The organism is Pedobacter endophyticus, assembly GCF_015679185.1.
In the GTDB taxonomy this organism is placed as follows: domain Bacteria; phylum Bacteroidota; class Bacteroidia; order Sphingobacteriales; family Sphingobacteriaceae; genus Pedobacter; species Pedobacter endophyticus.
On the sequence record NZ_CP064939.1, the window covers coordinates 5,003,191 to 5,028,178 of the forward strand.

The 24,988-nt window shown below is 42.0% G+C and carries 22 protein-coding genes; 17 read left to right on the forward strand and 5 right to left on the reverse strand.

Going from position 1 to position 24,988, the window contains the following annotated elements; genetic code table 11:
* Window positions 1-84 precede the first annotated feature (84 nt).
* The 14 genes from cobA (IZT61_RS20345) (at window position 85) to IZT61_RS20410 (ending at window position 15,946) form a co-directional block, all read left to right on the forward strand.
* Complete coding sequence (cobA, locus tag IZT61_RS20345) at window positions 85-855, forward strand: uroporphyrinogen-III C-methyltransferase (RefSeq protein ID WP_196098828.1); 771 nt, start codon at window positions 85-87, stop codon at window positions 853-855.
* Entirely contained in the window at window positions 839-2,353 is a 1,515-nt protein-coding gene (locus IZT61_RS20350; RefSeq protein ID WP_196098829.1) for a TSUP family transporter, read from the forward strand. The genes cobA (IZT61_RS20345) and IZT61_RS20350 overlap by 17 nt, the downstream gene beginning before the upstream one ends.
* A 2-nt stretch (window positions 2,354-2,355) precedes the next feature.
* On the forward strand, window positions 2,356-3,078 hold the full coding sequence (locus tag IZT61_RS20355; RefSeq protein WP_196098830.1) for a phosphoadenylyl-sulfate reductase: 723 nt from the start codon (window positions 2,356-2,358) through the stop codon (window positions 3,076-3,078).
* 798 nt (window positions 3,079-3,876) lie between these two features.
* On the forward strand, window positions 3,877-4,782 hold the full coding sequence (gene cysD, locus IZT61_RS20360; RefSeq protein ID WP_196098831.1) for a sulfate adenylyltransferase subunit CysD: 906 nt from the start codon (window positions 3,877-3,879) through the stop codon (window positions 4,780-4,782).
* Window positions 4,783-4,852: 70 nt separating this feature from the next.
* Entirely contained in the window at window positions 4,853-6,103 is a 1,251-nt protein-coding gene (locus IZT61_RS20365; protein WP_196098832.1) for a sulfate adenylyltransferase subunit 1, read from the forward strand.
* Window positions 6,104-6,599: 496 nt separating this feature from the next.
* A complete protein-coding gene (locus IZT61_RS20370; protein WP_196098833.1) occupies window positions 6,600-7,064 on the forward strand; it encodes a hypothetical protein in 465 nt (154 codons plus the stop codon).
* A gap of 438 nt (window positions 7,065-7,502) precedes the next feature.
* On the forward strand, window positions 7,503-8,297 hold the full coding sequence (cobA, locus tag IZT61_RS20375; protein ID WP_196098834.1) for a uroporphyrinogen-III C-methyltransferase: 795 nt from the start codon (window positions 7,503-7,505) through the stop codon (window positions 8,295-8,297).
* 358 nt (window positions 8,298-8,655) lie between these two features.
* Window positions 8,656-10,068, forward strand: coding sequence for a glycogen synthase (locus tag IZT61_RS20380; RefSeq protein WP_196098835.1), 1,413 nt, complete (start codon window positions 8,656-8,658; stop codon window positions 10,066-10,068).
* Window positions 10,069-10,076: 8 nt separating this feature from the next.
* The gene (locus IZT61_RS20385) at window positions 10,077-11,345 is read left to right on the forward strand and encodes a glucose-1-phosphate adenylyltransferase (protein ID WP_196098836.1); all 1,269 of its coding nucleotides are present in this window, start codon (window positions 10,077-10,079) and stop codon (window positions 11,343-11,345) included.
* A gap of 342 nt (window positions 11,346-11,687) precedes the next feature.
* Window positions 11,688-11,891, forward strand: coding sequence for a hypothetical protein (locus tag IZT61_RS20390; RefSeq protein ID WP_196098837.1), 204 nt, complete (start codon window positions 11,688-11,690; stop codon window positions 11,889-11,891).
* A gap of 134 nt (window positions 11,892-12,025) precedes the next feature.
* Entirely contained in the window at window positions 12,026-12,235 is a 210-nt protein-coding gene (locus IZT61_RS20395; RefSeq protein ID WP_196098838.1) for a hypothetical protein, read from the forward strand.
* Between the two features lie 80 nt (window positions 12,236-12,315).
* Window positions 12,316-13,227, forward strand: a complete 912-nt coding sequence (locus IZT61_RS20400; protein ID WP_196098839.1) for an MBL fold metallo-hydrolase — start codon at window positions 12,316-12,318, stop codon at window positions 13,225-13,227.
* A 298-nt stretch (window positions 13,228-13,525) separates the two neighbouring features.
* Window positions 13,526-14,860: a cytochrome ubiquinol oxidase subunit I gene (locus tag IZT61_RS20405; RefSeq protein WP_196098840.1), complete on the forward strand. Its 1,335-nt coding sequence runs from the start codon at window positions 13,526-13,528 to the stop codon at window positions 14,858-14,860.
* A gap of 81 nt (window positions 14,861-14,941) precedes the next feature.
* Window positions 14,942-15,946, forward strand: coding sequence for a cytochrome d ubiquinol oxidase subunit II (locus tag IZT61_RS20410; protein ID WP_196098841.1), 1,005 nt, complete (start codon window positions 14,942-14,944; stop codon window positions 15,944-15,946).
* 125 nt (window positions 15,947-16,071) lie between these two features.
* Here the strand turns inward: IZT61_RS20410 and IZT61_RS20415 are convergent, their stop codons facing one another.
* Complete coding sequence (locus IZT61_RS20415; protein ID WP_196098842.1) at window positions 16,072-17,619, reverse strand: M20/M25/M40 family metallo-hydrolase; 1,548 nt, start codon at window positions 17,617-17,619, stop codon at window positions 16,072-16,074.
* A 241-nt stretch (window positions 17,620-17,860) separates the two neighbouring features.
* On the reverse strand, window positions 17,861-18,706 hold the full coding sequence (gene accD / locus IZT61_RS20420) for an acetyl-CoA carboxylase, carboxyltransferase subunit beta (RefSeq protein ID WP_196098843.1): 846 nt from the start codon (window positions 18,704-18,706) through the stop codon (window positions 17,861-17,863).
* A 498-nt stretch (window positions 18,707-19,204) separates the two neighbouring features.
* On the opposite strand from accD, the gene fbaA reads away from it, so the two are divergent.
* The 3 genes from fbaA to IZT61_RS20435 all read left to right on the forward strand — a co-directional run bounded on the left by fbaA (window position 19,205) and on the right by IZT61_RS20435 (window position 21,330).
* Window positions 19,205-20,284, forward strand: coding sequence for a class II fructose-bisphosphate aldolase (gene fbaA, locus IZT61_RS20425; protein WP_196098844.1), 1,080 nt, complete (start codon window positions 19,205-19,207; stop codon window positions 20,282-20,284).
* A gap of 144 nt (window positions 20,285-20,428) precedes the next feature.
* A complete protein-coding gene (locus IZT61_RS20430) occupies window positions 20,429-20,911 on the forward strand; it encodes a low affinity iron permease family protein (protein ID WP_196098845.1) in 483 nt (160 codons plus the stop codon).
* Entirely contained in the window at window positions 20,908-21,330 is a 423-nt protein-coding gene (locus IZT61_RS20435; protein ID WP_196098846.1) for a GNAT family N-acetyltransferase, read from the forward strand. Before IZT61_RS20430 ends, IZT61_RS20435 begins: the two co-directional genes overlap by 4 nt.
* 133 nt (window positions 21,331-21,463) lie before the next feature.
* Here the strand turns inward: IZT61_RS20435 and IZT61_RS20440 are convergent, their stop codons facing one another.
* From IZT61_RS20440 to IZT61_RS20450, 3 genes are all read right to left on the reverse strand, one after another.
* Window positions 21,464-22,324, reverse strand: coding sequence for a hydroxymethylglutaryl-CoA lyase (locus IZT61_RS20440; RefSeq protein ID WP_196098847.1), 861 nt, complete (start codon window positions 22,322-22,324; stop codon window positions 21,464-21,466).
* A 186-nt stretch (window positions 22,325-22,510) separates the two neighbouring features.
* Window positions 22,511-22,960, reverse strand: a complete 450-nt coding sequence (locus tag IZT61_RS20445) for a methylglyoxal synthase (RefSeq protein ID WP_196098848.1) — start codon at window positions 22,958-22,960, stop codon at window positions 22,511-22,513.
* 10 nt (window positions 22,961-22,970) lie between these two features.
* Window positions 22,971-24,305, reverse strand: a complete 1,335-nt coding sequence (locus IZT61_RS20450) for an NAD(P)/FAD-dependent oxidoreductase (protein WP_196098849.1) — start codon at window positions 24,303-24,305, stop codon at window positions 22,971-22,973.
* Between the last annotated feature and the right edge of the window lie 683 nt (window positions 24,306-24,988).

Here is a 24,988-nt window from a genome sequence, read left to right on the forward strand (position 1 = left end):
AAAGCATGTCACCCTGAGCGGAGTCGAAGGGCGGTATACTCAAAATCATTCACTCATTCAAAATTCAATAATTAGAAAAAGAACATGGTTAATAAAAATAAAGAATCAAGAATTACACTTTTAGGCGCTGGTCCTGGCGACCCGGATTTGTTGACGTTAAAGGGTGTTAAGGCTTTGCAAGCTGCAGATGTAGTTTTGTACGATGCATTAACAAACGAGGCATTATTGGAGCATGCGCCTGCAGCTGCAATTAAGGTTTACGTAGGCAAACGCTCCGGCGAACACTCGTATCCGCAAGAAACCATCAACAAATTAATGATTGATTATGCGCTCAATTACGGGCACGTTGTGCGCTTAAAAGGCGGCGACCCGTTTGTTTTTGGCAGAGGATATGAAGAGTTGGATTACGCGGCATCGTACAGCATTCCTGTTGATGTTATTCCGGGCATTTCGAGTTCAATCGGCGTTCCCGGCCTGCAGCAAATTCCCGTAACCCATCGCGGGTTGAGCGAAAGCTTTTGGGTAATTACAGGCACTACAACCTCAGGAGAAGTTTCTAACGATATTTATCAGGCAGCGCAATCCAGTGCTACCGTTCTCGTTTTAATGGGACTGAAAAAACTACCGAAAATTGTTGAGATCTTTAAAGCAGCAGGAAAGCACAATTTGCCTGCAGCCGTGGTTCAAAACGGATCGTCGGCCGATGAAAAATTGGTTGTCGGCGTAGTTGAAACTATCGAGGCCCTCGCTAAGGAAGAAGAAGTTAAGGCCCCGGCACTGCTAATTTTTGGCGAAGTTGTTTCCCTGCATCCTTCATTTAAAAACTTAGTAAAACAATATGCAAGTATTGCCTAACCAGCCCGATGATGCCGCCTACCTCTCTGATGAAGAGAAAGGCAATCAGCTTTTTCCGGTTTTTATAAAACTGAACAAGCTGCGTACATTATTAATTGGTGCAGGAAATATTGGCCTCGAAAAATTAACGGCAATTGTAAACAACAGTCGCCATGCCCGAATTACCATTGTTGCCGAAATTATTTCGCCGGAGGTTTATACACTCATAGCAGATTACCCCAACATAAAAGTAAGGCAGAAAAGCTTTGATGTAGCTGATCTCGAAAATATCGACATCGTTTTTGCGGCTACAAATAACTACATCTTAAACGAAGAAATTAGAGCCGTAACCCATCAAAAAGGATTGCTAATCAACGTGGCCGATAAACCCGATTTGTGCGACTTTTATTTAGGTTCTATCGTGCAAAGGGGCGATTTAAAGATCGCTATTTCTACAAACGGCAAATCGCCGACCATTGCAAAGCGATTGAAGCAAATTTTAAATGAGGGCATTCCGCACGAGCTGGATGAAACTTTGCAAAATATGAGCGCTCTGCGCCAAACCCTAAATGGCGATTTTTCGGCTAAAGTTAGAAAGCTGAACAAGGTAACAGAAAGCTTAATCAATCCCCGTCCTAAAACCTTTGCCGAGCGCAACATTAAATGGTTAATTTGGATAGCATCAGTTTTACTTATCGGTACCATCGGCTTATCGCTATGGCATAAAGAGCCCGAATTTCAGGCCTTTTTAATCAATATCGATCCGCTTTTTTACTGGTTTTTGGGTGCAGGTTTTGTATTTGCCCTTATAGATGGTGCCATTGGCATGTCGTACGGCGTAACCACCGCCTCATTTTCGTTGGCAATGGGCTTGCCACCGGCCTCGGCCAGTATGGCCATCCACATTTCAGAAGTAATGAGCAACGGAATTGCCGGTTGGATGCACTACCGCATGGGCAACGTAAACTGGAAATTGTTTAGGATTCTAATTATTCCGGCAATTGTTGGTGCAGTGTTAGGGGCTTTCATTCTGTCGTCGTTAGAGCATTACAGTTCTTATGTAAAGCCCGTTGTGGCTATTTATACCCTCTTTTTGGGCGGTGTAATTTTAATGAAAGCGTTTAATGTTAAAAGAAAACGGGCAGATCAAAAAATCAAAAGAATTGGCTTTTTGGGCTTCGTGGGCGGCTTTATCGATGCAGCTTTCGGCGGGGGTTGGGGTTCTATCGTATTATCGAGCTTGATTGCAGGCGGACGCCACCCCTTATTTTCGCTCGGAACAGTTAAAATCAGCAGGTTTTTTATCGCCACCCTCAGTTCCCTAACATTTTTTACCATGTTGGGCGGTAAGCATTGGGAAGCGGTTTTGGGCCTGATTGTCGGTAGTGCCATCGCATCACCAATAGCCGCAAGAGTTTCAAATAAAATTTCTGCAAAAACGATTATGGTAGCCGTTGGGTTTATCGTAATGATTGTAAGTTTGCGCAGTGTAGTCATGTTTGTTTTAAAATTAATTTAGTGATGGGAGTAGAGGAGCTTAAAACCGAACTTCAAGGTTTAAATACAATAGAAAAACTAAGATATCTTGCCGATAAATTTGCCGGGAGAATCATTTTTTCCACTAGTTTTGGCTGGGAAGATCAGGCCATTACACACCTGATTTTTTCAAATGATATCCCGATCAAAGTGTTTACGCTGGAAACCGGGCGATTATTTCCAGAAACCTATTATGTTTGGAACCGTACGCTCGAAGTGTACAACAAGCCCATTCATGCCTATTATCCGCAAAATGAACTGTCGCAGGAAATGGTGAATACCAAAGGCCCAAATAGTTTTTACGAATCTGTTGAGAATAGAAAAGAATGCTGTTATATTCGCAAAATTGAACCGCTGAAAAGAGCGTTAAAAGGCAATGAGATTTGGATAACAGGAATCAGGGCCGAACAAAGTGCAAACCGCGAGGATATGCACGATCTGGAATGGGATGAGGGAAACCAGTTGATAAAATTTCACCCAATTTTCGACTGGACTTTAGACGATGTGAAAAGCTATATCAAAGAAAATAACATCGTTTACAATACCTTGCACGATAAAGGCTTTCCGAGCATCGGCTGTGCCCCATGTACAAGAGCGGTACAACCCGGCGAAGATTTTAGGGCCGGCAGATGGTGGTGGGAAGACCAAAGCAAAAAAGAATGCGGGTTGCACGCTACAGAGGCGGAAGGCGTAAAGGCAGAGGGTTGAAAGGAAAAAGTCCGAAGTCAGGAAGTCCGAAAGTCCGAAGATAGTGAGCAGAGTCTAAGCGAAAGTTATAGCGAACTGTGAGGGGTGTCCCCCTTTGGAGGGCACAGGGGGAGGATTAAAGCTTAACGACTAAAAGGAAAAAATCCGAAGTCAGGAAGTCCGAAGATAGTGAGCAGAGTCTAAGCGAAAGTTATAGCCAACTGTGAGGGGTGTCCCCCTTTGGAGGGGGCAGGGGGAGGATTAAAGCTTAACGACTAAGAGGAAAAAATCCGAAGTCAGGAAGTCCGAAAGTCCGAAGGTAGTGAGCAGAGTCTAAGCGAAAGTTATAGCGAATTGTGAGGGGTGTCCCCCTTTGGAGGGGGCAGGGGGAGGATTAAAGCTTAACGACTAAAAGGAAAAAGTCCGAAGTCAGGAGGTCCGAAGATAGTGAGCAGAGTCTAAGCGAAAGTTATAGCGAACTGTGAGGGGTGTCCCCCTTTGGAGGGGGCAGGGGGAGGATTAAAGCTTAACGACTAAGAGGAAAAAATCCGAAGTCAGGAAGTCCGAAGGTAGTGAGCAAAGCTAAAGCGAAAAGCCCTCGCCACACCAGAGGGGCTAGTTTGTAACGATGCGCCAAGTAGTAACAAAGCGATCCCTCGCGATAATGAGATGAAAAAAAATAACAAATGATATAACAAATTGAAGATAAGAAAGGTAATGATCAGAAACGCATGAGCTGAATGTCCCATTCAATCATTCAATCATTCGCTCATCCAATCATTCCATCCTTCAATAAAACAATCATTCAAAAATTAATAAATGAGTACATATAATTTTGATTACTTAGATGAGCTTGAGGCCGAGGCCATTCACATTTTACGTGAGGTTGCGGGACAATTTGAGAAACCGGCGTTATTATTTTCAGGCGGAAAAGATTCCATTACGCTAGTTCGTTTGGCAGAAAAAGCTTTTCGTCCGGGGAAATTTCCCTTTCCTTTAGTTCATATAGATACCGGCCACAACTTTCAGGAAACGATCGATTATCGCGATAAAATGATCGAGAGAATCGGCGAAAGATTAATTGTTGGCTCAGTTCAGGAATCTATCGATCAAGGTAAAGTAGTAGAGCAAAAAGGTAAAAATGCCAGCAGAAATGCCTTACAAACAGTTACCCTGTTAGATACCATCGCTAAACACCAATTCGATGCCTGTATTGGCGGCGCACGCAGAGACGAGGAGAAAGCCAGGGCCAAGGAACGCATTTTTTCCGTTCGTGATGAATTTGGCCAGTGGGACCCAAAACGCCAGCGGCCAGAACTTTGGAATATTTACAACGGTAAAATTCACAAAGGTGAAAATGTTCGTGTTTTTCCGATCAGCAACTGGACAGAGTTAGACGTTTGGAATTATATCCGCCGGGAAAACATTGAATTGCCAAGCATCTACTTCTCTCACGAGCGAGAAGTGATCACCCGAAACGGGCAGTTAATGGCCGCATCGCCATTTCTGAATATGGATGAAGAGGATATCGTGTTTCGCAAACAAGTGCGTTTCCGTACCGTAGGCGATATGTCGTGTACCGCTGCGGTAGAATCAGAAGCAGTTTTGATTGATGATATCATCTCCGAAATAAGTGCTTCGAAAATATCTGAGCGTGGCGCACGCATGGACGATAAAGTTTCGGAAGCCGCAATGGAAGACAGGAAAAAGGGAGGGTATTTTTAGTTTTGAGTCTGTAGTTCTGAGTCCGGAGTCATTCACATTCAATCCCTCATTCATTCAATCATTATTAGTTATGAACATATTAAAATTTTTTACAGCAGGCAGCGTAGATGATGGTAAAAGCACCTTAATCGGCCGTTTGTTATATGATACCGATTCCATTTTAGCCGATCAGTTGGAAGCCTTGCAAAGCTCTAACCGCAAAAACGACGATGGAACCATCGATTTAGCCATTTTAACCGACGGTTTACGGGCCGAACGCGAGCAGGGTATCACCATTGATGTAGCTTACAAATACTTTCAAACCGCAAATCGCAAATTTATTATTGCCGATACCCCGGGCCACATCCAGTACACCCGAAATATGGTTACAGGCGCCTCAACAGCAAATCTGGCCATTATTCTTATCGACGCAAGAAACGGCGTAGTAGAGCAAACTATTCGCCATTCGTATCTGGTATCGCTCTTGGGGATTAAACATATCGTAGTTTGCATCAACAAAATGGATATGGTTGGTTACAGCGAAGAAGTGTACAACGCCATCATCGATAAATACAAAGTGTTGGCCCAACAACTTAAACTTGCCGATGTAAATTTTATTCCCGTTAGTGCGTTAAAGGGCGATAACATTGTTCAAAACTCTGATCGGATGGCTTGGTACCAGGGCGAGAGTTTGCTGCACTTTTTAGAAAAAGTAGATACCGATAACTTAGATAAATCGCAGTTGGCACGGATGCCCGTTCAATGGGTGATCCGCCCTCAAACCGACGATTTGCACGATTATCGTGGTTATGCAGGTCGCGTACTGAGCGGTACCTTTAACCTCAACGATAAAGTTACGGTATTGCCGTCTGGTGCCAGTTCAACCATCGAGAAGATTGAGTTTTTTGATCAGGCGCCCAACGCGGCACACGCAGGCCAGTCGGTAACCATTCATTTAAAAGATGATGTAGACATTAGCCGGGGCGATACCATCGTAAATGCATCTGCCGTGCCACAAGAATCGAAACTAATTGAGGCCGATTTATGTTGGATGGACAGCCGTGCCTTAGATACTTCGATTATGTACCTCATTCAACATAACAGCAAGGTAACCAAATGTAAAATCAGCGAGATTTTGCACAAAGTAGATATTAATACGTTAGAAAAGCACCCCGCTGACGAATTCAAATTGAACGACATTGGCCGGGTAATCGTTAAAACTGCTGATGCCTTAGCGTTCGATTTGTACGACGAAAACAGGGCAAACGGATCAGCGATCCTGATTGATAGCCGCACCAATTTAACCGTAGGTGCCTTGATGTTCAGAGCTGCAGTTGAGTAAATTGGAAACGATGACTGGAAGATGTTTTTGGCAAACTCAGAAAGAACCGTAACCAAATATCATATGAAAACTCTAATTTTAGAGTGAACGCTACAAAGGATTCCTTTGGAAAACTTCAGCGGGGCATCGAAAACGATAGCCCCGTTTTTCTTTCTTAAGTTTTTTTCCTGTCATCCTGAGTTTTAATTTTCTAGCGAAAAAATCAATGTGGGTGATGTTTATATTCTTGCCGTCTTTGCAGCGCAGGCGGTCCCGAAACTTCGGGATTAATGCAAGCTAAAGCCATTCTTTCGCTTTAGGATTCCCAACTAAATTGGGAATGACGACCGTTCGTAGTTGGCCTTCCAACCAGTTGGTTAAGGCGGCTGAAAATTCTCGGTCATATAGCCTCATAAAAAATAAACTCCGGAGAGGATGAAGACCTTTATTATGGAAACTCTGAGGTTTTTTCATCATATTTATACTATCTAAAATTCTTAATCCTAAAAATTAAACTATGAATAAAATTTCTGTTTACCTCGCTTTTGCTGCTTTTCCGTTCTTCTACGCTTGCAACTCATCAGATAAAAAAGCTGAAAATGCAAAAAAAGATTCTGTAATTAGTGAAACGTGCTATGCTTCATCATTCGAGAAAGATAGTGCAGCAATGATCGTTAAAACCATGGCATCGGGGAAAATTACCGGCTCACTTTTAGTCAAATATGCAGAAAAGCCGCAAAACAATGGGAAAATTGATGGTAAGTTTCACGGCGACACTTTATTAGTCGATTACCGTTTTAACACTGGCGGAGACACTACAAGAGCATTCACCAATCCGTTGGCATTTTTAAAGAAAGACGGTAAGCTGATAATGGGCGTGGGGCAAATTGAAACCACATTGGGCCGCTCGTACTTCGTTAAAGGTAAGCCGATTAACTATGAAGCAGGTAAATTTACTTTTGAAGAAGTTCCTTGTAAATGATGCAATAACCTCACCCATACTAGTCTTAGCATCTCCAATGCTATTAAGTTAAGCTTGTCAATTGTCATCCGATAGCTATCGGATCTGAGCATTCGACTGGAGTTTATCTTGAGCCTTTCGCCTACGCTCAAGATAAACTCTAGACGAAAGGCTCAATACAGGCTTAGTCGAAGACCCGTTCTATAGGATAAAACGAAAAATAGCTGTCCTTCGACTAAGCCTGTATTGAGCGTAGTCGAAATGCTCAGGATGACAATATTTTTCGTTTTATCCTTAACTTAATAGCATTGTTAGCGTCTCGCTAAGACTTTTTCAGCGGCAGGTTTTTCTTCACCAAAGTTCTATCTGCAATTTATTTTGAAATAAATTACTACAAATTCTATAGACTTTATATATTTGTGTAATTAATAAAGAGAAAACGAGCTAATATTTTCTGATATGATTTTAAGTAAAGTAGAGAAAGCGAACATTGAGCCCAGAATTACGCTAATAGGTGCTGGTCCTGGCGATCCGGATTTATTTAGTTTGAAAGGTGTTAAAGCATTAAAAACGGCGGATGTTGTATTGTACGATGCCAATGTGAACGAAGCTTTACTGGCTCATGCAGCAGATGATATTCCCAAAGTATACGTAGGCAAACGCACCGACGACGAAGATTTTTCGCAAGAGGCGGTTAACAAGCTCATTATTGATTATGCCTTAAATTATGGGCATGTGGTTCGATTAAAAAGCGGCGATCCTTTTTTCTTTGCGAAAGGGTATGAGGAGATCGATGCTGCCGAATCGTATAGCATTCCTACAGAGATTATTCCCGGCATTTCGAGCGCTACAGGTGCGCCGAGTCTGCAGAAAATTCCGATGATTTATAAAGACCTTAGCGAAAGCTTCTGGGCGGTGACGGGAACAAATTCAAAAGGAGAAATTTCTGATGATTTGTATATCGCTGCAAAAACCAGAGCTACAATTGTTGTTTTAAACGGCATTGCAAGGGTAAAGGAAATCGCCGAGATCTTTCAGTCCGAAAATAAAGGCTTGTTACCCGTTGCCGTTATTCAAAACGGCTCTACACCCGAAGAAAAAATTGCTGTCGGAACCGTTGATACCATTGCCGAAGTTGTTGAAGATAAAAACATTAAGGCGCCTGCACTGCTTGTATTCGGCGATGTTGTTTCACTTCATCCCAAGTTTCAGCCTATTAAAGATTTTTATGAGGTTATTGCCAACGAATATTAGGGTTTATTAAATTATATATTTGCTTTTGTTGTGAAGTCGCTGATTAAAATTCGGCGGCTTTTTTTGTTTTCGCGGCAATGCACTTCATATATAAGCCTGATTGAAGCGGAAATACTTTTTTAGGTTGCAATACTGATCGGTTGGGCCTACCAATCGCAAGAAAAGATTATAGCAAAAAGCAGGACTGCAACCGGCAAAGGAGCGCTAAGATTTCACTTTCAAAAAAATAATCTTTGCCCTGGGTAAACAAATTGTGCAGTTCTGTAAAATCTAAAAACAGCATCAAAATTAATGCAAAAATCTTTCAAAATCGGAAAACAATTAGTATCTTAACAAAGTTATCTACACCAAATATTTGATGGAAATTATACATATAAGCGCTGAGTGTTACCCTGCGGCTAAGGTTGGTGGCTTAGCTGATGTTGTTGGGGCATTACCAAAATACCAAAATAAAGTAGGCCACATTGGCAAGGTAGTTATCCCGGCTTACGACACCAAATTTATTCGCGAAAGCGAGTTCGAGGTCGTTTACGACGCCTGGTCAAACTACGGAAATCATCATTTTCCCTATCGCATTTTACGAGAGAAAACAAACAAACTGGGTTTTGATCTATTTCTGGTTCATATTCAAGGGCTTACCGATAGACCGAGTGTTTACGGTTATGGCGATGATACGGAGCGTTTTGTAGCTTTCCAGATTGCTGCTTTGGATTGGATAGTGCAATGGGAACATCGTCCAGACGTTATCCACTGCCACGATCATCATACCGGGCTGATTCCATTTATGGTTTCAAATTGTTTAAAATATGCGCCCATCAGCAAGGTGCCTACTGTTTTAACGATCCATAATGCGCAATACCAGGGGCAGTTTGGCTGGGAGAAATTGTATTACATTCCCGCTTTCGATTTATGGAAAGGCGGCTTGCTGGGCTGGGATGATGCCATTAATCCGTTGGCCTCAGCTATAAAATGCGCATGGCGGGTTACTACGGTTTCGCCGAGTTACCTCGAAGAGATGATGAGCAACGCCCGCGGCCTCGAAAGTTTGCTGCGCCAGGAGCGCTGGAAATCTGCCGGAATTTTAAATGGAATAGACAACGAGGTTTGGGACCCGGCAACGGACCAGATGCTGAACAAGAATTACAATTTAAAAACAGTAGAAAAAGGGAAAGAGGCAAACAAAAGAGCTTTGTGCGATGTTTTTCAACTAGACTCTTCTAAGCCATTGTTCACTTTTATCGGCAGGTTGGTTGATGAAAAAGGAGCCGATTTATTACCAGATATCTTTTATAGCGCTTTACAGCAACATGGCGATCGCATTAATGTTTTGGTACTCGGATCGGGCGAAAATTGGGTTGAGGGCAGGTTAAACCAGTTGAAAGATGTTTTCGGCGGAAAGTATAACGCCTATATCGGTTATAACGAACAGGTCTCTCACGAGATGTATGCAGGCGCAGATTTTCTGCTGATGCCATCGAGGGTTGAGCCCTGCGGCCTAAACCAGCTTTATGCCTTAAGGTACGGAACGGTACCCATTGTAAGGCGGGTTGGCGGATTGAGAGACACGGTGGTTGATATTGGCGATGGAGGCTTTGGCCTTTGCCACGACCAGGCGAGCGTTTGGGACGTTACACATGCAATAAACCGTGCGGTGGATTTATATAATGATAAAAAGGCTTTTAAGGCTGTGCGCAAAACGATGATGAAGATAGACCACTCGTGGGATAGGGCAGCAACGAATTACATAGAGTTATACCAAATTTTAAAATAAGCTTAAACATGACTGACAAAGTTTTAGGCGTTATCCTTGGCGGTGGCCAGGGATCTAGATTATCGCCACTTACACAAACACGTTCTAAACCGGCAGTTCCAATTGCTGGTAAATATCGGTTGGTAGACATCCCAATTTCAAATTGCCTCAATTCAGGCATCCACCGAATGTTTGTGTTAACACAATTTAATTCAGCATCCCTAAATAAACACATTAAAAACACGTATCACTTTAGCCATTTTAGTACGGCTTTTGTTGATATCCTTGCGGCCGAACAAACGGTGCAGAACGCTGGCTGGTTCCAGGGAACGGCCGATGCCGTGCGCCAATGTATGCACCACATTGTTTCACACGAGTTCGATTACATTTTAATCTTATCTGGCGACCAATTGTACCAGATGGATTTTAAGGATATGATCGAAAAGCATATTGAGGCAAACGCAGAAATTACCATTGGTACCATTCCCGTAACGGCAAAAGATGCTACTGATTTCGGTATTTTAAAGGCCGACGATGAGAACATGATTACGTCGTTTACCGAAAAGCCAAAAACGGGCCTGGAAAACTGGACCTCGGATACAGGGGAAGAAATGCAGGCCGAAGGCCGAAATTTCCTGGCCTCGATGGGGATTTATGTGTTCAACCGCGAGTATTTGATCAATATTTTGAACGAAAACGAGGAGGAAAAAGATTTTGGCAAGGAGATTTTACCAAGAGCAATTACTCAAAGCCGCGTTTTAAGCTATCAATACGAGGGCTACTGGACAGATATTGGTAATATTTCATCGTTTTTTGAGGCAAACCTGGGTTTAACCGACGAGATTCCGAAGTTTAACATGTTTGATAGTAACCATACTATTTTTACCAGGGCGAGGATGTTACCGCCATCGAAAATTTCGGGTACCACCTTAGAAAAAGCAATTATTGCCGAGGGCTGTATTATTCAGGCCAGCAGAATTGAGCATGCCGTTTTGGGTATCAGGGCTCGTATCGGCAAACATACCGTAGTAACAAACGCGTATGTAATGGGTAGCGATCGTTATCAAACGCTCGAGGAAATTGAGCTTGAAACAAGCAAAGGAAATTCGCTCATTGGCATTGGCGACAGGTGTTACATCAATAATGCCATCATCGATAAAAACTGCCGCATCGGAAACGATGTGAAAATAAACGGCGGTCCGCATTTGGAAGATGGCGACTTTGAACTCTATACCGTTAAAGATGGTATTGTGGTAATTAAAAAAGGCGCTGTTTTGCCAAGCGGAACAGTGATTTAAGAAAATGTCTCAATTAATTAAGCCAATTTGGATTTCCAAATTGGCTTTTTTTGTTGTTAAATGCCAACTGATTGGTTACTTCGTTTAAAATAAACAGCCGGTAACTTGCCCTAAAAAAAATGTTGCAAATCTCGAAACTTATTCTTAAATTTAATTAAGAGAAAGGCAGTCTGCAAATGCCTATACGATCACGGTCCTCAACGAAACCTTATTAGCACCTCCGGTATAAGGTTAAGCAAATTTACAGCAGCTTTTTGGCTATTTAATTGCGGCCCAACGGCTATTCGTCTTAAATTTATTTACCACAGAGAAGCGTAACTGCTTCTTATAATTTTAATCGCTATGGAAGACTATGAAATTACACCCGACCCCGAACAGCCCGAAATAGAAGCACGGTTAAAAATGGATAGAAAACACATTTACAAGTTTATTTTAAATCCATTTTCATTTGAATCATCGCACCACTTCAACAAAATTCATAAACGAAAATTTAATTCGTTTGGCTGCATACACGAGCTTAAAAAATTGCCAGGCGCAATGTTGTAATTTGTTTTAAGCGCAATTGCTCATGTCTTTTCTTCGGAGAGGACCAGGAACGATTTTGTAAAATACCTACCTAAATAACGGCTAAAACAATATTGTTTGTTGCGTGTTCTTTATGTATACAAAATCAAATAGCCATGGAAAATAATAAAGATAAAGAACAAGGAAAGGTTATCGAGAATGAGTTACTTGATAACAAAGTTGAAGATGTTAGGGAACACGATTCTTTAGATAATAATAAATCTTCTAAGCAGGGTACCACCTTATTTGAAAAGGATAAGGACCGAAAAAACAATCCACTAGGCCCTGGGCACGAACCGGGTACTACGCCAGGTTCATCGATATAATTGATGGCACAGCACTTACGAACATAATTTATTAAATTTAAGCCGCGGCATTTGTCGTGGCTTTTTTAAGTTTATCTCAAATGGAAAGAAGAAACTTTATCAGGAATTCGGCTTTGGCAATGGCCATGTTATCGATTTACAAGACAGACGTTTTTGCCCAAAACAAAATTCTGAGGGCTTACAACTTTAAACCATTGAGAAACAACGTCGGCATTTTTACCGAGCAGGGTGGAACCATCGGCTGGCTAAATTCGAAGAACGGCTTTGTTGTTGTTGATGCACAGTTTCCAACTTCCGCGCCTCATGTAATTGATGAACTGAAGAAACTTGGCGAAAAGCCTTTCAAATATCTGATCAATACTCATCACCACGGCGACCACACCGCAGGTAACATTGCTTTTAAAGGTTTGGCAGAAAAGGTGGTTGCACACCAGAATTCGCTGGTGAACCAGAAAAGAGGTGCTGAGAAAGCCAATAATTTGGATAAGCAATTGCTTCCTGATACCACCTTTGGAACGGGTTGGAAGGCTCCGGTTGGCGAAGAAAAAATCAGTGCTTATTATTACGGTTCCGGCCATACCAATGGCGACGCTGTTTATCACTTCGAAAATGCCAATATCGTTCATGTAGGCGATTTAGTGTTTAACCGTAGGTTCCCTTATATCGATAGAGAAAACGGTGCCCACATTGGCAACTGGATTACTGCGCTTGATAAAATCCAGAATCAATTTGATAACGACACCATGTTTATCTGGGGCCATAGCCTCGATCCCGAAAAGGTAACAGGCACCAAAACAGATATAAAAGCCTATCAGGAATACCTGCAAAATTTAATGGCCTATGTTACTGCCGAAATCAAAGCCGGAAAAAGTAAGGAAGAAATTCTAAAGGCTACTACAATTCCAAAATCTCCCGAATGGCAGGGTGATGGCATTCAAAGAAGCTTAACCGCTGCTTACGATGAGCTGAAGGGAATTAGCAATGGACAATAAGCAATTGGAAGTTAAAAAGTTTTAATAACCAGTTAGCAATTAACAGTTTACAGTTTACAATTTGCAATTAGCACTGACAAATTTCTTAGTTGGAAGTTGAACCATTAACCAATTTAGCAATTAAACAATTAAACAATCCGGCCATTAAACAGTTCAGCAATTAAAACAATTCAACAACTAAACAAAAAGCTAATTTATAACCATTCTATATTTAAAATAAATCTAAACTAGCTCGTTTCGAGCCCGGTAACTAAGTCGTTATCTGCTATATTTGTGTTACACAAATCCAACATCAGATATGGATGACTTTTTAGCGGCACGATCCCAAATGGCCTTATCCCTAGGCTTCCACATTGTTTTTTCTTGTATCGGCATGGTCATGCCGTTTTTTATGGCAGTATCGCATTACAAATGGCTGAGAACCGATAACGAGCTTTATAAGAATTTAACTAAGGCTTGGAGCAAAGGCGTTGCCATATTTTTTGCTACTGGCGCTGTATCGGGTACGATGTTATCATTTGAGCTGGGTTTGTTGTGGCCCAAATTTATGGAACACGCCGGGCCGATTTTCGGGATGCCATTTTCGCTCGAAGGAACAGCATTTTTTATTGAAGCCATAGCCCTGGGTTTTTTCTTGTACGGATGGAATAAGCTGAACAAATGGTTCCATTGGTTTACCGGAATGGTTGTTGGCGTAAGCGGGCTGGCCTCGGGCATTTTAGTGGTAGCAGCAAATGCGTGGATGAACAGTCCGGCCGGTTTCGATTTTGTTGATGGAAAGTATTTAAATATCGACCCGATACAGGCGATGTTTAACAAGGCTTGGTTTTCCCAGGCCTTACACATGTGCCTGGCGGCATTTACGGCCACCGGGTTCGCAGTAGCTGGTGTACATGCGCTGATGATATTGAGGAATAAAAACAAAGCATTTCATTTCAAAGCATTTAAAATAGCTGCCGTTTTTGCTTGTATTGGCGCATTGTTGCAGCCCTTAAGTGGCGATATATCGGCTAAAGACGTTGCCAAAAGGCAACCTGCTAAACTTGCCGCTATGGAAGCGCTTTATAAAACTGAGAAGCCGGCGCCACTGTTAATCGGTGGTATTGTAAACGAACAAGAAAAAACGGTAACGGCTGCAATTAAGATACCAGGCGCATTGAGCTTTTTGGCGCATGGCGATTTTGATGCCGAAGTAAAAGGATTAGATCAGATTCCCGAGAACGAGCATCCACCGGTGGCAATTACTCATTACGCCTTTCAGGTGATGGTGGGCATTGGTACCTTATTGATGATCATTTCGCTTATTTATTTCTTCAACTTAGCACGTAAAGGATCGATTTTAAACAAACGCTGGCTCTTGAAACTTTTTGTGCTCGCCATTCCGCTGGGTTATATTGCGTTAGAAGCCGGTTGGACAGTTACCGAGGTGGGCAGGCAGCCCTGGATAATTTATGGCATTATGCGCACCGCCGACGCCGTTACGCCCATGCCGGGAATTGCTTATTCATTTTATATTTTTTCGGCAATTTACCTTTCGCTGAGTGGTGTCGTTGCATTTTTGCTTTACCGCCAGATTAAAATGGTGCCGTATGTTTACGATAAAACAGCTGAACCGGATATTAACCACAAATAAAGAGGATGAGCACAGACAACGTTCTGTATCTTCATACTTGCTACTCGCTAATTGATATTCAACGCTTGATACTTAAAAATTATGGAATACGTAGTCATTACTTTTTTATGTTTGGGAATTTTGCTTTATTTTTTGTTGGGCGGAGCAGATTTTGGGGCGGGAATAATTGAACTCTTTACTTCCGCAAAAAACAGAAGTAGAACACGAAAAACGATGTATCACGCCATTGGTCCCGTATGGGAGGCCAACCACATGTGGCTAATCATTGCCATTGTAATTCTTTTTGTGGGTTTTCCGCACATTTACACTACGATGTCTGTTTATTTGCATATTCCCTTGCTCATCATGCTCATTGGAATCATTGCCCGTGGAACAGCCTTTGTTTTCCGCCATTACGACGCCATTAAGGATGATATGCACTGGCTTTATAACCGTATTTTCAGGTATTCTAGTTTTATAACTCCCTTGTTTTTAGGAATTATCGCCGGAAGTGTAATTTCTGGCCATATTGATACCAACGCCAATGATTTCCTGTCTGCCTATGTTTTTAGCTGGCTCAATTGGTTTTCAGTTTCCGTAGGCTTGTTCACCGTATCGCTTTGTGGGTTTTTAGCTGCGATTTACCTTATCGGCGAAACGGACGACGGACATGATAAACGCAGATTTATTAAGAAAGCAGAATACATGAACATTGCCGCGGTAATTTTTGGTGCAATGGTTTTCATCGCTGCCGCGATAGATAAAATTCCGCTTATCGATTGGGTTTTTAAAAATCCCGTAGGGTTGAGCGCCATCGTATTGGCCAGTTTATCCCTCATTTTACTTTGGTATCTTTTACTAAAGGGAAAAACCAAGGTTTTAAGGATTTTGGCAGGGTTTCAAGTCAGCATGATCTTACTGGCAATCAGCTATGCCCACTTTCCAAATTTTATCCGCTTAAAAAATGGCGATACAATCTCACTTTTTAATACATTGGGCCCTGAGAAGACCATTTACAGCCTGGGGCTTGCACTTTTGTTGGGAAGCGTATTAATCTTGCCTTTCCTGGGCTATTTATTTTACAAGTTTCAGAAAAAGGAAGAGTAGCCTTTACGTTTTAGGCATTGCTTTTAACCACGCTAAATGGGAGAGGTTAAAAGCAATGCGCATTTTAATTTGATAAGGGAATATACAATCGACATTAGAGAGCGCCGGTCTAAATTGTTGGTATTTTATAAGCCTCCTTTTCGGGTTGCCTTTCTGGCTTCTGGCCAACTTGCTGGTTTGCCCGTGCGTTCGTTTACAGGTAAATCTGTAGCTTTCTCAGTCGATGTTTTTTCAGGGTCCTCACAAGCCATATAAACCATTATTGCCGCTAAGATTACATTGCTGCGAATCTCGTCAAAAACTAATTTATCATAGCTGTCGCGGTTAGTATGCCAGGTGTAAGTTCCATAATCCCAGCTGGTAGAACTTAACGAATAACCTAGTGCCCCGGCGGCTACAAAAGAAGCGAAATCAGAGCCGCCAGCGCCCGGCATTCCCGGAAAACTCGTTGTAATTTGATTTTTAATTGTGTCTGGTACCGCCGCTAACCAGCGTGTAATGTAATCTTTTGATTTTGCAAAACCTTGTCCACCGATATTAACCACACGGCCTGTTCCGTTATCCTGATTAAAAAGTGCTTGTAAGTTGTTCACGATTTCCGGGTGATCTTCAACAAATGCCCTTGAGCCATTAAGTCCTTGTTCCTCACTTCCCCAGTGGCCAACCAAAATGGTACGCTTAGGGTTAGGATAAAACTTTTTTAAGATCCGCATGGCCTCCATCATCATAATTGTTCCCGAACCATTGTCCGTAGCGCCACTAGCGCCATCCCACGAGTCAAAGTGTGCCGATAACATGACATATTCTTTAGGTTTTTGCGTTCCCTTGATTTCCGCGATCGTATTGAAGGTTGGTACTACGCCCAATTCTTTCGATTCCGATTCAATTTTCAACATCGGTTTATCGCCATTTGTTGCTAAGCGGTAAACAAGACCGTAATCTTCAACCGACAAATCCAGTGTAGGAATTTTCGTGGTATTGGCGCCGAAGATCTTATCTACTCCAAATCCTTGCGACCAGTTGTTAATGATAATTCCTGCCGCACCCGCATTTTCGATCGCCAGCGCTAAATTTTTCGCATTTAATCCGGTTTTAGACATCGAGGCAAACCAGGCTTTTGCTGCATCAGCCTTTTCTTTTTTGTACTTTTCGAAAAGGTCTTTCGTTGCAAATTCTTCCCAGTTTTTCTCTGGGCGGCCCGATAGCTGGTTCATAGAAATTAGTACCAGTTTCCCTTTCACATTGGGCAACCATTTTTGAAACGACGCCGAATCGGTTATCGCCGGAAGTACAATAGCTTCTGCATTTATCGCTTTTCCGTTTGTAGATGGGCTCCAGGCCAGTTGCGTTCCTTCAAGGGTTCTTAACCTGGGACTAACTAAATCAATGTGGGTAATGCCACGTTGCCAGCCACGCCATTCGCCCCATTTCTCATTTTTAGCCGAGATGCCCCAGCCGCTGTATTTTTTTACCGCCCAGTCGTTCGCTTGTTTCATTTGCGGCGATCCGACCAACCGCGGTCCTACAACATCCAGAAGCTCGTGGGCGAGCTTTTCTAATTGGGAGTTTTCGTTTACTTCCTTAACGATGTTATCGATCACCTTTTTGTCTTGCGAAAAAGCAACGGACGAAGTAAACAAAAGTAGGGCAGGAAAAAGTAGTTTTTTATTCATAATAAGTTTAGGGTTTGTGAGTGCCAATTTAAGTAATTAGCTAGCAGAAGCGGCGATGTTAATGGAAATGTTGCAGTTGGTTTGGTGTGCCGCCGTGGCGTGTGGAAAAAGGACTAAACAAAAAAAGCAGGACTGAAATAACCTAAGTCATTCAAGTCCTGCTTTTGTAATGGAACAATAACCAATTACCAATTAACCAATTGTCGTTAAACTACTGACCAGTGAACCAATTAACCAATAACTAGTTTTGCATCATTTTAAGAAAAGCACCAAGTTTGGCTTTCATGGCCCTTCTGTCGACTATAAAATCTAAGAAACCATGTTCCAACACAAATTCTGATGTCTGGAAACCTTTTGGCAAATCTTTTTTAATCGTTTCTTTAATTACCCTTGGGCCGGCAAAGCCGATTAAAGCGCCTGGCTCTGCAATATTAATATCGCCAAGCATAGCGTAAGATGCTGTAACACCACCCGTTGTGGGGTCTGTTAAGAGTGAGATATATGGAATTTTCGCTTGACTTAGTAAGGCCAGCTTTGCAGAAGTTTTTGCCATTTGCATCAACGAGAATGCAGCCTCCATCATCCGGGCACCGCCAGATTTTGAAATCATCAGAAACGGAATTTTTTGTTTGATACTGTAATCGATCGAGCGAGCAATTTTCTCGCCTACAACTGAGCCCATCGAACCGCCGATGAAAGCAAAATCCATACATGCAATAACCAAATCTTGCCCGTCGATTTTACCCACGCCAGCTCTAATGGCATCTTTTAAGCCTGTTTTTGCCTGACTTTCTTTAATTCTCTCGGTGTATGGTTTGTTATCGTTAAAGTTTAATGGATCACCGGAAGTTAAATTTGCAAAAAGTTCCTTGAAATCGTTGTTATCAAACAAAACTTCGAAATATTCTTTAGATCCCACTCTGAGGTGATAATCGCAGTAGTGGCAAACGTACTTGTTTTCTTGCAGTTCTGCCTGATGAAGCGGTTTTTTACAATTTGGACATTTGTTCCACACGCCATCAGGTGCCTCTTTCTTCTCTTCGGTTGTGGTAATGATACCTTTATTTTCTCTTTTAAACCAAGCCATAATTTTTTAAAGAATTGGACTGCAAAGAAACGAAAAATAAAATTAACATAAAGAATTACCAATTAGCAATTAACAATAACCAATTAGCAACGGCCAACTGTTATCCTGGGCGGAGTTGAAGGACAATTAACATAACCAATCAGCAACAACCAACTGTCATCCTGAGCGGAGTCGAAGGACAATTAACATAACCAATCAGCAACAACCAATTGTCATCCTGAGCGGAGTCGAAGGATAATAGCAATTCAACAATTAACCTACTCAGCAATTAAACAGGTTAGCAAAGCTTATGGGCTATTTTTTACCTGCAGACGGGGTTTGATAACTGATTATTGTAAATTGGTCATTTTCTTAAGTGTGTTCTTTTTACACTAAGGATAATGTGCTAATTACACTAAATAGCCCTTATTTGGTTGTTAGGCAAATAATTCTGTTGTTACAAAAGCTTGAAATGTTATTTTTTTTTATAACTTCGGACTTAATAAAAATTAACAAGAGATGAGTTTAAAAGGCTACAAAGGCGTAATTTACGGAGATGCCGTTCAGGAATTATTTGAGCAGGCTAAAAAACATCAGTTTGCTTTACCAGCAGTAAATGTAACCGGTACAAACACGGTTAATGCGGTATTGGAAACTGCAAAGGCAGTAAATTCGCCTGTTATGATTCAATTATCTAATGGAGGTGCACAATTTTATGCGGGTAAATCTTTAGATAACGAAAAATTGCAGGCATGTATTTTAGGTGCTGTATCGGCAGCTAAGCATGTTCACTTATTGGCAGAGCACTACGGTGTCGCAGTGGTTTTACATACAGATCACGCCGCGAAAAAATTATTGCCCTGGATTGATGGCCTTTTAGATCATGGCGAAAAATTCTTCGCTGAAACGGGAAAACCTTTGTTTTCATCGCACATGTTGGATCTTTCGGAAGAATCGATCGAAGAAAACATGGAAATCTCTGCAAAATATTTTGCCCGCATGGCGAAAATGAATATGACTATCGAAATTGAGCTGGGTGTTACCGGTGGTGAAGAAGATGGTGTTGATAACAGCGATGTAGATAGCTCAAAACTATACACTCAACCTAGCGAAGTGGCTTATGCTTACGAAGAATTAAGCAAGGTATCGCCTCGTTTCACGGTTGCAGCGGCGTTTGGTAACGTTCACGGTGTGTACAAACCCGGAAACGTAAAATTGCAGCCAGTGATTTTGAAAAACTCTCAGGATTTTATCAAAGAAAAATTCAATTTAACTGCCGAGAAACCAATCAACTTCGTATTTCACGGTGGCTCGGGCTCTTCGCAAGAGGAAATCAGAGAAGCAATTTCTTATGGTGCCATTAAAATGAATATCGATACCGATATGCAGTGGGCATTTTGGGAAGGTATTTTAGGTTATTACAAACAGAACGAAGCTTATCTTCAAGGACAGATCGGTAACCCTGAGGGCGATGATAAACCTAACAAAAAATACTACGATCCGCGTGTATGGCTACGCAAAGCGGAAGAAGCATTTGTTAAACGTTTAACTGTTGCTTTTGAAGATTTAAATTGCGTTAACGCAAACGATAAATTGTAATTTTTGACGGTTTTTTAGATTGAATTTTTATTCAATCATTCAGGAAATCAGTCATTCGATCATTATAAAAGCGCCATAGGTTTGAAAACTTATGGCGCTTTTGGTTGTTTTTCTCTTTATATTTAAGCAGATCAAAATACGACCATGAAATCGAGACCCGACACCAAAAAAAACAATTTTTTCGAAAGATTTTCGAATGCAGCGACCAAATTTACGGGGAGCTCGGTAGCTTTTATATTGGCCACCCTCACCGTAATTACGTGGGCAGTAACAGGCCCGATATTCGATTACTCTGAAACCTGGCAGTTGGTAATTAACACCGGAACAACAATTATTACTTTCTTGATGGTTTTCTTAATCCAGAAAGCCCAAAATAAAGATAGCAAGGCGATTCAATTAAAACTGAATGAACTCATTGCGGCCCAGCAAGGCGCAAGTAACCGAATGGTAGATATTGAAGATTTGAGTGAAAAAGACCTCGACCAGTTGCATAGTTTTTACGTTACTATTGCCGAGCTTGCCAAAAAAGAGGCCGATATTCATTGTTCGCACTCAATAGATGTGGCCAAAGCGCTCAACGAGCAAAAAGTTAAATCAAATAAACACTTTAAACAAAATAAAGAATGAGCTTACAAGTTCAAAAAGTAATTCATCCGGAAGAATTAGAACAAGTTTTTGCAATACGTAAAATTGTATTTGTAGATGAGCAAAACTGTCCGCCGGAATTGGAATGGGAAAATGAAGATGTTTCCATCCACTTTTTGGCCACCTTTAACGGACAGCCGTGCGGCGCCTGCCGGTGGCGTAAAACCGATCAGGGGTTTAAACTGGAGCGCTTTGCTGTACTAAAAGAGTACCGCGGGCAGGGGGTAGGCCGTGCGTTAATTGCCGAAGCACTTTCTGATTTGCCTGAAGATGCGAATTATATTTATCTAAATTCTCAGTTAGATGCCATGAGTTTATATGCGAAGTTTGGCTTTGTAGCGGAAGGGGAGCAATTTGAAGAGGCTGGTATTCAGCATTTTAAAATGGTGAAAAAGGTGTAGATAAGCAAATGTCATTGCCTCATCTGGGCGTAGCGTCTCGCTACGCACCTTCCACCTCCCAATTTACAATTTAAGTCGTAGCGGGACGCTACGACTAGTATAAGTATAGTCGTGCGTTGTGGCTAACAGCGAATTACCCGAATATCTTCGCTGATAATACCATGGCCTCATGCCATTTTTCCATATTGAGGTTTAGGTTTTCGCCTTTTGAGTTCAAAAATTCGATTACATCTTCCGTTGCAATATTTCCGGTTAAATCGTCAGCCGCCATAGGGCAGCCGCCAAAACCCTTCAAAGCAGAATCTATTCGTTTAACGCCGGTACTGTAAGCAGCCTTAATTTTTTCGAAACGCTCGGCGGGAGTGGAGTGTAAGTGCATGCCAATCTCCGTGTTGCTAAATTTGGTGATAAGTTTAGGCAATATCTCTTGTATTTTTTCAGGCGTTGAAATGCCTACAGTATCTGCCAAAGAAAGAATTTCGACACCTTTGGTAACCAAAATATCGGCCCATTTTTCTACAATCTCGTAATTCCATTCGTCGCCGTACGGATTTCCAAAACCCATCGACAGGTAAACCACCGCGGTTTTGTTGTTTGCTGCACAGAGTGATAGCATTTCCTCTACGATTACCAGCGATTGCTGAATGCTAGCGTTCGTATTGCGTTGTTGAAAAGTTTCGGAGATCGAAAATGGAAAGCCTAGAAACTTAATCTGTTCATGTTTGGCTGCATCTTGAGCGCCTCGCAAATTGGCCACAATGGCTAAAAGTTGGGTTGAAGTGTTGCTTAAATCGAGGCTATCGAGTACCTGCACGGTATCGGCCATTTGCGGAATAGCCTTTGGAGATACGAAACTTCCAAAATCGAGCGTATCGAAACCGACCTGCAGTAATAGATTCAAATATGCTGCTTTTAATTTAGTTGGAACAAAATCGTGCAGTCCCTGCATCGCATCCCGGGGGCATTCAACTAGCTTGAATTTGTTTTGGCTCATATTTGTTTGGTTATTAGGCAAAAGGCCGATTGACGAGTGTTAAGAACAAAGGTTGATGAACAATTGGCAGTTAGCAGTTAACAATTAGCAGTTAGCAGTTAGCAGTTTGCAGTTTGCAAGGAGAATAAGCAATTACCAATGACCAATGACCAATGATCAATGACCAATTAACTAATGACCAATGAACTAAAATGTTCTGTTTTTGTATTCGTCGTAGTCGGTCAACGCTACCTTGTAATTTCCTTGCATATGAGGCGAAGATATTAAAAAATCCGCTGTTGCTACATCGCAGGCCATTGGAATATTCCATACAATGCCGATTCGCAATAGCGCCTTAACATCAGGATCGTGCGGTTGCGCCTCCATTGGATCCCAAAAGAAGATTAAAACGTCTATTTCGCCTTGGGCAATCAGCGCTCCGATTTGCTGATCGCCGCCCAGGGGTCCGCTTAATAGTTTGCGCACGGGTAGGTTTAAACGTTCTTCTATCAGTTTTCCGGTGGTTCCTGTGGCCAGTAACTCGTGGCCAATAAATGCGTCTCTGTTTCTCAGGGCCCAGTTCACTAGGTCATCTTTCCGATGATCGTGGGCAACCATTGCAATTTTCTTATTTGGAGAGAGGGTTTTATAGGTCATTATTTAGTTGTTACGAGGCTTTAACATTTTCTTTAACGCTGGGAACCTCGGCCCTATAATCTACACTTCTGTCTTTGGCAAACGTTCTGATGATGAGTCGTGTGCCTCTATCGTAACTAAAATAGCTCCAAACCCAGTTTATAAATACAATTATCTTATTTCTGAAACCAACAAGCGTCATTAAGTGGACGAACATCCAGGCAAACCAGGCAAAAATTCCCTGAAAGTGAATTTTACCAATGTCAACCACGGCCCTGTTCCTTCCAACGGTAGCCATGGATCCCTTATCGAAATACTTAAATGGCTCTAAAGGTTTGTTTTCGGCAATATGAACCAGGTTTTTAGCCAGTTGGTGTCCTTGCTGAATGGCAACCGGGGCAACGCCGGGGTGGCCGTTAGGTGTATCGTCGGTAATAATTGCGGCGACATCACCAATGGCATATACATTTTTATAACCCACAACCAGGTTTTGGGTGTCGGTTTTCAATCTTCCTCCGCGAACGATTTCAGCCTGATCTAAGCCCGGCAACACTTCGCCTTTAACGCCAGCACTCCAAATTACGGTAGAGGTTAAAATCGGCGCTTTATCCTGCAATAAGAGTGTATTCCCATCATAACCCAGTACCCTGGTTTCGTTCATTACCTGAACACCCATCTCAATCAAAAATTCTTTTGATTTCTTTTGTGCCTGCGGCGACATTGGCCCAAGCAATTCTGGCGAGTTCTCGATGAGGTAAATGTTAATCCTACTCAAATCCATTTCTGGATAATCGTTCGGAATTACGTGTTTTTTAAGCTCTGCAATGGCACCGGCGGTTTCTACGCCTGTAGGTCCACCACCCACCACAACAAAGTTTAATAAGGCATCTCTTTTGTTTAAATCCTTTTCAATCAACGATTTTTCGAAATTTTGAAGAATAAGGCTTCTTAAATCCAATGCCTCCGGAATTGATTTCATCGGCATAGAATTGGCCTCAATTTCTTTGTTGCCGAAAAAATTACTGGTTGAACCTGTTGCAATTACGAGGTAATCGTAGCTTACCTTTCCGATATCGGTTATCAGGCAGTTTTCGCTCGCATTTACCGAGGTTACTTTGGTTACCCTAAATACGATGTTTTTTTGCCCCTTAAAAATTTTGCGCAGCGGAAAAGCGATTGAATCTGCCTCTAAACCACCTGTAGCAACCTGATAGAGTAGCGGTTGAAAAGTATGGTAGTTGTGTTTATCCAACATAACCACCTGAAACGGTTTATTTTTTAATCTTTTAGCTAATTCAATCCCGCCAAATCCTCCGCCTACAATCACTACTCTTGGGTATTCGCTTTTAGGAAGTTGTAAATCCATTTTATCTCGGTTTATCTATTGTTAAAGTAACAAAAAGATAGCCAAAAGGTTTAAATCTTACCCTTTGAATGTCAAATTATAGGTTAATGTAGTAGTCGGCCTCCATAAAAGCCTCGCCTCATGAAAGTTCGTGATATACCGGGTCGCGGTGTCTCGCTCTCCAGGGGAGAGGATTTTGAAGGACCGCACTTTTAACCCAGAACGCGTATGGGAGGTTAGAAAGAGATTCGAATCTAGTCGTCATCCTCAGAGATTAGTTTAGAAAAAACAACGACGTTGGGATGCTAGGTTTTTTACGCTGTCATCCTGAGTGCAACGAAGGATCCCCAGGCGATGAAAAAGAAAACGCCAAATGTCCACTGCCAAAAGAGGGCAAGTGAAGGGGGGCTAGGACGTTGAAATGTATGTTGCGGATTCTTCCTTCGTCAGAATGACAAAACAGGTGCTGTCATTGAAACTTCAATGCTCAAGATGAACTCCAGTCGAAATGCTCAGGATGACAATATTTTTGGTTTGATCGCGAACTAAATAGCATTGCTGCCCCCCTGGTCAATCGGAAATTAAACTCAGCATGGCAAACCTGTCAAAAAGATTGAGTTCATTACGTCGGTCTGAAGGTGTTGCCGGAGACAAAAAAAAAGCGTTCCGATTACTCGGAACGCTTATATCTTTCAAAAAATTTT

What these genes read in the sequence shown, in the direction of transcription:
- IZT61_RS20395 (WP_196098838.1), top strand. Translation starts at nt 12,026, where the DNA reads ATGGAAAATAATAAAGATAAAGAACAAGGAAAGGTTATCGAGAATGAG.
- IZT61_RS20400 (WP_196098839.1), top strand. Translation starts at nt 12,316, where the DNA reads ATGGAAAGAAGAAACTTTATCAGGAATTCGGCTTTGGCAATGGCCATG.
- cobA (WP_196098828.1), top strand. Translation starts at nt 85, where the DNA reads ATGGTTAATAAAAATAAAGAATCAAGAATTACACTTTTAGGCGCTGGT.
- IZT61_RS20430 (WP_196098845.1), top strand. Translation starts at nt 20,429, where the DNA reads ATGAAATCGAGACCCGACACCAAAAAAAACAATTTTTTCGAAAGATTT.
- accD (WP_196098843.1), bottom strand. Translation starts at nt 18,706, where the DNA reads ATGGCTTGGTTTAAAAGAGAAAATAAAGGTATCATTACCACAACCGAA.
- IZT61_RS20390 (WP_196098837.1), top strand. Translation starts at nt 11,688, where the DNA reads ATGGAAGACTATGAAATTACACCCGACCCCGAACAGCCCGAAATAGAA.
- IZT61_RS20405 (WP_196098840.1), top strand. Translation starts at nt 13,526, where the DNA reads ATGGATGACTTTTTAGCGGCACGATCCCAAATGGCCTTATCCCTAGGC.
- cysD (WP_196098831.1), top strand. Translation starts at nt 3,877, where the DNA reads ATGAGTACATATAATTTTGATTACTTAGATGAGCTTGAGGCCGAGGCC.
- IZT61_RS20370 (WP_196098833.1), top strand. Translation starts at nt 6,600, where the DNA reads ATGAATAAAATTTCTGTTTACCTCGCTTTTGCTGCTTTTCCGTTCTTC.
- IZT61_RS20445 (WP_196098848.1), bottom strand. Translation starts at nt 22,960, where the DNA reads ATGACCTATAAAACCCTCTCTCCAAATAAGAAAATTGCAATGGTTGCC.
- IZT61_RS20385 (WP_196098836.1), top strand. Translation starts at nt 10,077, where the DNA reads ATGACTGACAAAGTTTTAGGCGTTATCCTTGGCGGTGGCCAGGGATCT.
- IZT61_RS20410 (WP_196098841.1), top strand. Translation starts at nt 14,942, where the DNA reads ATGGAATACGTAGTCATTACTTTTTTATGTTTGGGAATTTTGCTTTAT.
- IZT61_RS20415 (WP_196098842.1), bottom strand. Translation starts at nt 17,619, where the DNA reads ATGAATAAAAAACTACTTTTTCCTGCCCTACTTTTGTTTACTTCGTCC.
- IZT61_RS20440 (WP_196098847.1), bottom strand. Translation starts at nt 22,324, where the DNA reads ATGAGCCAAAACAAATTCAAGCTAGTTGAATGCCCCCGGGATGCGATG.
- IZT61_RS20435 (WP_196098846.1), top strand. Translation starts at nt 20,908, where the DNA reads ATGAGCTTACAAGTTCAAAAAGTAATTCATCCGGAAGAATTAGAACAA.
- fbaA (WP_196098844.1), top strand. Translation starts at nt 19,205, where the DNA reads ATGAGTTTAAAAGGCTACAAAGGCGTAATTTACGGAGATGCCGTTCAG.
- IZT61_RS20450 (WP_196098849.1), bottom strand. Translation starts at nt 24,305, where the DNA reads ATGGATTTACAACTTCCTAAAAGCGAATACCCAAGAGTAGTGATTGTA.
- IZT61_RS20380 (WP_196098835.1), top strand. Translation starts at nt 8,656, where the DNA reads ATGGAAATTATACATATAAGCGCTGAGTGTTACCCTGCGGCTAAGGTT.
- cobA (WP_196098834.1), top strand. Translation starts at nt 7,503, where the DNA reads ATGATTTTAAGTAAAGTAGAGAAAGCGAACATTGAGCCCAGAATTACG.
- IZT61_RS20365 (WP_196098832.1), top strand. Translation starts at nt 4,853, where the DNA reads ATGAACATATTAAAATTTTTTACAGCAGGCAGCGTAGATGATGGTAAA.
- IZT61_RS20350 (WP_196098829.1), top strand. Translation starts at nt 839, where the DNA reads ATGCAAGTATTGCCTAACCAGCCCGATGATGCCGCCTACCTCTCTGAT.
- IZT61_RS20355 (WP_196098830.1), top strand. Translation starts at nt 2,356, where the DNA reads ATGGGAGTAGAGGAGCTTAAAACCGAACTTCAAGGTTTAAATACAATA.